We start from the raw sequence: 8,257 nt of genomic DNA, 5'->3' as shown, positions 1-8,257 counted from the left end.
TGATCCGCCGCGAGACGGAGTAGTCCGTCACCGCACACGGACGGGCGAGTGCCACCGCCCTGCCGCCCAGACCGTTGCCCGACGTCACCGCGAGTGCGCTCGGCGCGGGTGTCGCGGTGCCGCTCAGCTGGCTGATACGGACGTGCCGGCGCCCCGGTTCCACCAGCCCGCCGAACGCGACCGGCAGCCCGGTCGCGCGCCGCAGCCGGGCCGGCGCCCCGCGGATCTCCACCGCGTCCCCCGACCTCATCGGGTCAGCGTTCACCTGTTCGCCCCTTCACCGCGGCTCCTGTACGGGCGCACACCCCCGTTCGGGGGTAGTGAGACCTCCGTCACGGATTACACGATGGGGGAGTGCCGCCCGGCAATGGTCCGGCAGGAGGAGGAGAAGATGACGACGGCTACGGACGCGTTCCGCAGGGCCCGGGACCTACTGCTGGAACACCGCGAGGACTACGCCACCGCCTACCGGGACTTCGAGTGGCCCCGGCCGGAGCGGTTCAACTGGGCGCTGGACTGGTTCGACGTGATCGCGGACGGCAACGACCGCACCGCGCTGCGTCTCGTCGAGGAGAACGGCGACGAGACCCGGCTGTCCTTCGCCGCGCTCGCCCGCCGCTCCGACCAGGTCGCGAACTGGCTGCGCCGGAAGGGCGTGGCCGCCGAGGACCGGGTGCTGGTGATGCTCGGCAACCAGGCCGAACTGTGGGAGACCGCCCTCGCCGCGATGAAGCTGCGCGCCGTGGTCATCCCGGCCACCCCGCTGCTCGGCCCCGCCGATCTGCGCGACCGCGTCGACCGCGGCCGTGTCCGCCATGTGATCGTGCGCGCCGCGGACACCCCGAAGTTCGACGAGGTGCCCGGCGACTACACCCGGATCGCCGTGGGGGAGGGCGCCGCCGCGGGCTGGCTGCCGTACGAGGACGCGTACGCTGCCGCCGAGCACTTCGCGCCCGACGGGCCCACCCTCTCCGACGACCCCCTGATGCTGTACTTCACCTCGGGCACCACCGCCCGGCCCAAGCTGGTCGAGCACACCCACACCTCCTACCCCGTCGGGCATCTGGCGACCATGTACTGGATCGGCCTGCAACCCGGCGACGTGCACCTCAACATCTCCTCGCCCGGCTGGGCCAAGCACGCCTGGTCCAACCTCTTCGCCCCGTGGAACGCCGAGGCCACCGTCTTCCTGCACAACTACACCCGCTTCGACGCGCTCCGCCTGCTGACGGAGATGGACCGGGCCGGCGTCACCACCTTCTGCGCCCCGCCGACCGTGTGGCGCATGCTCATCCAGTCCGACCTGGGCCGGCTGCGCACCCCGCCGAGCGAGGTCGTCGCCGCGGGTGAACCGCTCAACCCCGAGGTGATCGAGCAGGTCAGGCGCGCCTGGGGCGTCACCGTCCGGGACGGTTTCGGGCAGACCGAGACAGCCGTGCAGGTCTCCAACAGTCCCGGGCAGGTCCTCAGGACCGGTTCCATGGGCCGCCCCAGCCCCGGCTACCGCGTCGAACTCCTCGACCCGGTCTCCGGCGCGCCCGGCGCCGCCGAGGGAGAGATCGCGCTCGACCTCTCCGTCCGCCCGGTGGGCCTGATGACCGGCTACCACGGCGACCCGGACCGTACGGCGGAGGCGATGGCCGGGGGCTACTACCGGACGGGGGACATCGGCGCGTGGGACGAGGACGGATACCTGACGTACGTCGGGCGGAGCGACGACGTCTTCAAGGCGAGTGACTACAAGATCAGCCCGTTCGAGCTGGAGAGCGCCCTGCTGGAGCACGAGGCGGTCGCCGAAGCCGCGGTCGTCCCCGCACCGGACGAGCTGCGGCTGGCCGTGCCCAAGGCGTACGTCGTGCTGGCGGAGGGCTGGGAGCCCGGCCCCGACACCGCGAAGGTGATCTTCGAGCACTCCCGCGAGGCACTCGCCCCCTACAAGCGGGTCCGCCGGCTGGAGTTCGGCGAGCTGCCCAAGACCGTCTCCGGCAAGATCCGCCGCATCGAACTGCGCGAGGCGACGGCGGCCGGCTCCGCCGGCGAATACCGCGAGGAGGACTTCAGGTGACCGCGCTCTCCTACACGCACGGGACCAGCGGGACCCCGCTGCTCGGCGACACCATCGGCGCCGACCTGGTCCGGACGGTCGCCGCGTGGCCCGACCGCGAGGCCCTGGTCGACGTGGGCTCCGGACGCCGCTGGACCTACGCCGAGTTCGGCGCGGCCGTCGACGAGGTGGCGCGCGGACTGCTGGCCAAGGGCATCGAGACCGGCGACCGGGTCGGCATCTGGGCGGTCAACTGCCCCGAGTGGGTGCTGGTGCAGTACGCCACCGCCCGCATCGGCGCCGTCATGGTGAACATCAACCCCGCCTACCGCGCCCACGAGCTGCAGTACGTGCTGCGCCAGTCCGGGATCGCACTGCTGGTCGCCTCGCTCGCCCACAAGGGCAGCGACTACCGGGCGCTGGTGGACCAGGTGCGCGGCTCCTGCCCCGACCCGCTCACCCTGGAGGAACTGCGCGCCTACTGCGACGGCCGCCTGGCCCACTACAAGGTCCCCAGCCGGCTCCAGCTCCTGGACACCTTCCCGATGACGGTGTCCGGGAAGGCGCGCAAGGTGGAACTGCGGGAGCGGTACGCGGCGGGCTGACCCGCGCGGTCAGGCGACCGCCCGCCGGAAGACCTGACGGGAGCCGCCCTCCGGACCCGGGGCGGCGGCCTCGGCGGGGACGAACCCGAGCCGCTCGTAGAAGGCGCGGGCCCCGCTGTCGACGGCACCGGGGTGGTCGGGCCCGAAGGTGACCACCTCGATCTCCCCGGGTCCGCGCACCCACCGGCGTACCGCCTCCGTCATCAGCGCACGGCCGACGCCGGTGCCCCGGGCCCGCCGCGAGACGACGAGCCAGTGCACGTGGTAGACCGGCGGAGCGGAGGCGAACAGCAGTCCGCCGAGGAGATCCGGCCCGGAGGACGGAGCGACGAGGGCCGTGGAGCCGGCGATGTCCTCACGCACCGCGGCGTGGAAACCGGCCTCCTCGACCATCGGGCCGAACCACTGCTCGACCTGGGCCGCCAGGCCGAGGAGACCCGGTACGTCGCGCTCGCGTGCCGGTCTGATCGTCACCGGAACGGCCCCCGGGGCGACGGTCTCCCCACTCGTCCCGCCCGTGCGGGGGATGTCGAGGCGCATGCACACGCGGGGCCACCGGGCGAGTCCGTGGCCGGCCTCCTCGGCCCGGATCCGGCGGAGCCCGGGGGTGAGTCCGGGCCCGGCCAGGGTGCGGAAACCGAGGCGCGCGTAGTAGGGGGCGTTCCACGGGACGCCGGCGAACGTGGTCAGCGTCAGGGCGGCCAGCCCCTCCTCGCGGGCGTGACGGGCGGCATGGGAGAGCAGGGCACGGCCCACGCCCCGGCGGGCCGCGCCCGGGTGGACGGAGACCTGCTCGACATGGAGGGCGCCGTCCACCGGTTCGGCGATCAGATAGCCGAGGAGCCGGTCGCCGCCCTCGCCCCCGCCCTCGCCCCCGCCGCCGTCGTCGCCGACGGCATCGGCATCGGCCTCGTCGGCCGCGACCCAGCAGCGGCCCGCCCGCCGGTAGCGCTCCAGCAGGTCCAGGGCGGGTGGTTCGTCCTCGGCGATGTCCGGCATGCCGACGTCGCGGAACGGGGCGCCGGCCGCCCGTTCGAGGTCCTGGAGAGCGGGGAGTTCGCCGGGAGCGGCGGGACGGATGCGCATCCGTCGAGTATCGGGCGCCCGTTGCGGGCGCGTCGCCGGATTTTCAGGCCCCGTCGCCGTGCAGCGCGTCGGCGGGGCCGTTCACGGGCCGCGGGGCGCCGGTCGGGTCCAGCAGGAACAGCGGGATCCCCAGGGCGTCGGCGCGGGCCCGGGCCTCCTCCGCGTACCCGGTGAGGGAGAAGTACAGGCACGCCGACGACTCCGTCATCGCCGTCAGCCACAGGCACTCCACGTCCCGCGAGGTCGCCGGCCGGGCCGACGGGTCGACCTGGGCCAGGACGCCCCGGCCGGCCAGGCCGATGCCGGACGGGGGCCGCTGGTCCGCGCGCCGGATGTCCTCGTGACCGAGCCGGCGCAGATACAGCACGGCGGCCGTGACGGCGTCCCGCGCGGTGCGGATCGGCACCGGACGGAAGGCGGGGCCCCCGGGCCGGCCGGCCGGGACGGACGCCTCGGGGCCCGCCACCGGGATCCGCAGCACCGTGCCGCACGGGCAGCCCAGTTCAGGGCGCGGCCACTCGCCGCGCAGACCGCAGCATCCGCAGCGCAGGGTGATCCATTCCTCCCGCCAGGAGCGGTGGTCGACGGTGCCGGGCACCCCGTCGAGGTCCAGCGGCGGGCTGACGGGCGCGCCGCATCCGCAGGGGTACGACGGCGCCGTGTAGCGGTGCGAGCGCCGACAGGCGGGGCAGTGCACCGGCACGCTCTCGGGCATGACCCTCTCCCGTGGTCCGCGAGACGGTGCCCATCGTCCTCCTCCCGGGCGCCCGTGTCCGGCACTTGCCGGTCTCTTGACGCACTCCGGCCACCGACCTACCTTCGTATTCCAGATAGCAGAAGTATGATTCCACTCTACGGAAAAAACTCATCGCGGGGCGCGACGGGAGTGCGGATCCGACAGCCGAATCAGGAGAACTCGATGGCCCGAATGACCGCTGCCCGCGCGGCAGTTGAGATCCTCAAGCGGGAGGGCGTCACCGACGCGTTCGGCGTCCCCGGCGCGGCGATCAACCCCTTCTACACCTCCCTCAAGGCATCGGGCGGCATCACCCACACCCTCGCCCGCCACGTCGAGGGCGCCTCGCACATGGCCGAGGGCTACACCCGCGCCCGTCCCGGCGCCATCGGTGTCTGTATCGGCACGTCCGGACCGGCCGGCACCGACATGATCACCGGCCTGTACTCCGCCGTCGGAGACTCCGTCCCGATCCTGTGCGTCACCGGCCAGGCGCCGACCGCGGTGCTCCACAAGGAGGACTTCCAGGCGGTCGACATCGCCTCCATCGCCCGGCCGGTCACCAAGATGGCGGTGACCGTGCTGGAGGCCGCCCAGGTTCCCGGAGTCTTCCAGCAGGCCTTCCACCTCATGCGCTCCGGGCGGCCCGGCCCGGTCCTGGTCGACCTGCCGATCGATGTGCAGATGACGGAGATCGAGTTCGACCCGGACACGTACGAGCCGCTTCCGGTCCACAGGCCGGCCGCCTCCCGCGCGCAGATCGAGAAGGCGCTCGGCATGCTCAACGCCGCGAGGCGTCCGCTGATCGTCGCCGGCGGGGGTGTCATCAACGCGGACGCGGCCGGACTCCTCCGCCGGTTCGCCGAGTTGACCGGTACCCCGGTCGTCCCGACCCTCATGGGCTGGGGCGTCCTCCCCGACGACCACGCGCTCAACGCCGGGATGGTCGGCCTGCAGACCTCGCACCGCTACGGCAACGCGACCTTCCTGGAGTCCGACTTCGTCCTCGGTATCGGCAACCGCTGGGCCAACCGCCACACCGGGAGGCTCGACGTCTACACGGCCGGCCGCACCTTCGTCCACGTCGACGTCGAACCCACCCAGATCGGCAGGATCTTCCCCCCCCTGACTACGGCATCGCCTCCGACGCGCGCGCCGCGCTGGAGCTGTTCGTCGACATGGCCGAGGAGCTGGAGGCCCGGGGGGAGCTGCCCGACCGTTCCGCGTGGGCGGCCGCCGCCCAGGAGAAGCGGGCGACACTCCAGCGCCGTACGCACTTCGACGGCATCCCCATCAAACCGCAGCGGGTCTACCAGGAGATGAACAGGGCCTTCGGCCCCGGGACCCGGTACGTCTGGGGGAGCCCATGACGCCGAGGCCGATCCAGGAAATCCTGGGAAGACTGCTCATGAGGGTGCCTCTCGGTTCGCGTGAGGGGAGGGTCGGCGGCCCTCGCGGGGCAGCCAGTCGAAGGCCTCGGCGCTCGGGCGGCCGCCGGGCCTGTACTCCAGGCCCACCCAGCCGTCGTAACCGGCCGTGCGCAGCCGGCCCAGCAGCCGGCCCAGCAGTTCCTCCAGCGGGAGCGAGCCGGTGCCGGGGGCGCCGCGGCCGGGGCTGTCGGCGATCTGCACATGACCGGTCCGCTCCGCGTACCGGTCGATCACCGACGGCAGGTCCTCGCCGTTCACCGCCAGGTGGTACAGGTCCATCAGGAACCGCGCGTTGTCCAGGCCGGTGGCCGCGTTGACCTTGTCCACGACGCCCATGGCGGCCGGCGCCGACACCAGCGGATACCGCGGCGACTCGGGCCTGTTCAGCGCCTCGACCAGCAGGGTCGCGCCGATCCGGTCGGCGGCCCGGGCCTCGAGGGCGAGGTTCTCCAGCGCGAGGGCGTCCTGATCGGCCGGGTCCACGCCGTCGACCCGGTTGCCGTAGAGCGCGTTGAGGGCCGTGCAGCCGAGGGACGCGGCGAAGTCGGCGGCCACGTCGACGTTGGCGCGGAACCGCTCCGACTCCTCACCGGGGACGGACAGGGCGCCGCGGTCGGGGCCGGGCAGCCGTCCGGCGTAGAAGTTCAGGCCCGTGAGCCGTACGCCCGCGTCCCGGAGAGCCTTCCGCGACGCGTCCGTCTCGGACCGCCCGGGGGTGGGGAGCCGGCCCAGGGCCACCACAGTTCGACCGCGGTGAAGCCGGCCGCGGCGGCGGCCGCGGGGCGCTCCAGGAGCGGGAGTTCCGCGAAGAGGATCGACAGGTTGACGGTGAAGCGCTGCTCCGTGAATCCCATCGGGTCGCGCTCCTTCCTGGTGAGCTTTCGCGTCGACATCCCGACATTTTCCGTATAGCGGAAAATTACTTCTGTTTACCGGAAAGGCTGCCCGCGGTGGGGTGGAGCTGTCAAGGGGGCGGCGACCTCACGTCATCTATGACGTGTTTGACATCACAGTTCTGGGAAGGCGAACGCCCAGGCTGGTCACGAGAGTTGGGGGACGATGATGATCAGATCCAGGGCGGTGCCCACGAACGGGCTCTCACCGGTCTACGACGAGACAGGTGCCGCGTCCGCGCGGTTCCTGCTGTGGCTTCGCGAGGAGACCGGGGGAGTCGAGGGGCGCCGCGTGGCCGGCTCCGCCTACGCCCACCACGAACGCTGCACCCTGGAGCTGGTGGAGGGCGTCGTGGAACGCCTCTCCGCGCTCGGCTGGATAGCCGTCCACAACGACTCCGGCGCCGTGCCGCCCCTGGTCAGCCCCACCCCCACGGGGCTCGCCGAGGCCCGCGTCTGGGACGAGGCGTACGCCGACCGTGAAACCCGGCGCCGCTACGCCAAGGCGGCCCTGTTCGCCTGGTGGGACCGGTCCGGGAAGTACCACGACGGCGGGCCCGGTGCGGAGGACTTCCTCTGGTCGCGCGAGGCCTACTACTGCGGACGGCAACTCCCCCTGGAGGACCTGGAGTACGCCAAGGATCACCTGGACCTGCCCGCTCCCGTGCACGTCGGCGTCATGGAACACGGCGCCGGGGTGTTCCTCTCCTTCGAACAACTGGCCAGGCTGGTACAGGCGTCCCGCCCCGACCTGTCGGAGAGCGACAGCGAGGTGCGGCAGGTGCGCGAACTCGCCGCGGCGCTGACCGAGGCCTCGCACGGCGGCGCCCCGCCCGACGCGAGCACCGTGGAGCGCTTCCTGCGGCACAGCCGGGACCTCGCACAGGCCGGCTCCAGGTCCGTGGGCTCCATGAGCCGGGACATGGCCTCCGGCATCGTCTCGGACATCGTCAGCTCCCTGCTGAGGCTCGGATGACCGGTCCCTCCGGCCCCGCCCCGGCGGCGGACAACCAGATCCCGGAGGTGTACGCGCGCCAGCCCGTGCTGCGCCGGCTGGTGCCGCGACTGGTCGGCCTCAGCCGCGACCACCACCGCAGGGCCCCGCACCACGAGTTCGCCGACGACCTGCCCGTGGTGCTGCTCAGCGGACGGCACGGCACCGGCAAGAGCGCCATGCTCGACGACCTCCAGCAGGCCTACGCGCCCGACACCGGCCCCTGGCCCGGCCCACGCGTGCCGTTCGCCCGGATCAACTGCGCGGAGCTCCAGGAGCGGGCCGGCGTCGGACCGGAGACGTCCAACAACTCCCACGCGGTGGAGATGCTCGTCGAACTCGTCGCCCAGCTCTCCCGCCCCGTCGCCGGGTTCGGGCGGCTCCGCTTCCCCCGCACCACCGCCGGACTGCTCGCCGTGGTGTCCGCCCGGCGCCCCGGCAACGACGGCGAACGGCGGGTGGCCGACCG

The 8,257-nt window shown here is 72.9% G+C and carries 4 protein-coding genes and 6 pseudogenes; 5 read left to right on the top strand and 5 right to left on the bottom strand.

Annotated features, from left to right (window positions below; genetic code table 11):
- Window positions 1-250: pseudogene (locus tag B9S61_RS05640) on the bottom strand (helix-turn-helix transcriptional regulator); the annotation flags it as partial.
- Between the two features lie 141 nt (window positions 251-391).
- Between B9S61_RS05640 and B9S61_RS05635 the strand changes: the two are divergent.
- Entirely contained in the window at window positions 392-2,065 is a 1,674-nt protein-coding gene (locus tag B9S61_RS05635; protein ID WP_103541196.1) for an AMP-binding protein, read from the top strand.
- Window positions 2,062-2,496, top strand: a pseudogene (locus B9S61_RS05630) (AMP-binding protein); the annotation flags it as partial. The gene B9S61_RS05635 and the pseudogene B9S61_RS05630, both read left to right, overlap by 4 nt.
- Window positions 2,497-2,658: 162 nt before the next feature.
- On the opposite strand, the gene B9S61_RS42115 reads toward B9S61_RS05630, so the two are convergent.
- The 3 genes and pseudogenes from B9S61_RS42115 to B9S61_RS05620 form a co-directional block, all read right to left on the bottom strand.
- Window positions 2,659-3,123 carry a GNAT family N-acetyltransferase gene (locus tag B9S61_RS42115; protein ID WP_258039559.1) on the bottom strand — a complete coding sequence of 155 codons (465 nt, stop codon included), beginning with the start codon at window positions 3,121-3,123 and terminating at the stop codon, window positions 2,659-2,661.
- A gap of 159 nt (window positions 3,124-3,282) precedes the next feature.
- Window positions 3,283-3,648: pseudogene (locus B9S61_RS42110) on the bottom strand (GNAT family N-acetyltransferase); the annotation flags it as partial.
- 130 nt (window positions 3,649-3,778) lie between these two features.
- Window positions 3,779-4,450: a hypothetical protein gene (locus tag B9S61_RS05620; protein WP_103541194.1), complete on the bottom strand. Its 672-nt coding sequence runs from the start codon at window positions 4,448-4,450 to the stop codon at window positions 3,779-3,781.
- 204 nt (window positions 4,451-4,654) lie between these two features.
- Between B9S61_RS05620 and gcl the strand changes: the two are divergent.
- Window positions 4,655-5,826 (top strand): annotated as a pseudogene (gene gcl, locus B9S61_RS05615) (glyoxylate carboligase); the annotation flags it as partial.
- A 51-nt stretch (window positions 5,827-5,877) separates the two neighbouring features.
- On the opposite strand, the pseudogene B9S61_RS05610 reads toward gcl, so the two are convergent.
- A pseudogene (locus tag B9S61_RS05610) lies at window positions 5,878-6,755 on the bottom strand (TIM barrel protein).
- 226 nt (window positions 6,756-6,981) lie between these two features.
- Here B9S61_RS05610 and B9S61_RS05605 point away from each other — a divergent pair.
- The gene (locus B9S61_RS05605; protein ID WP_146064723.1) at window positions 6,982-7,770 is read left to right on the top strand and encodes a hypothetical protein; all 789 of its coding nucleotides are present in this window, start codon (window positions 6,982-6,984) and stop codon (window positions 7,768-7,770) included.
- Window positions 7,767-8,257 (top strand): annotated as a pseudogene (locus B9S61_RS05600) (hypothetical protein); the annotation flags it as partial. The gene B9S61_RS05605 and the pseudogene B9S61_RS05600, both read left to right, overlap by 4 nt.

Origin of the sequence: Streptomyces sp. SM1, assembly GCF_002910825.1 — a bacterium.
GTDB lineage: Bacteria > Actinomycetota > Actinomycetes > Streptomycetales > Streptomycetaceae > Streptomyces > Streptomyces okerensis.
This window is presented reverse-complemented; position numbering and strand designations above follow the sequence as displayed.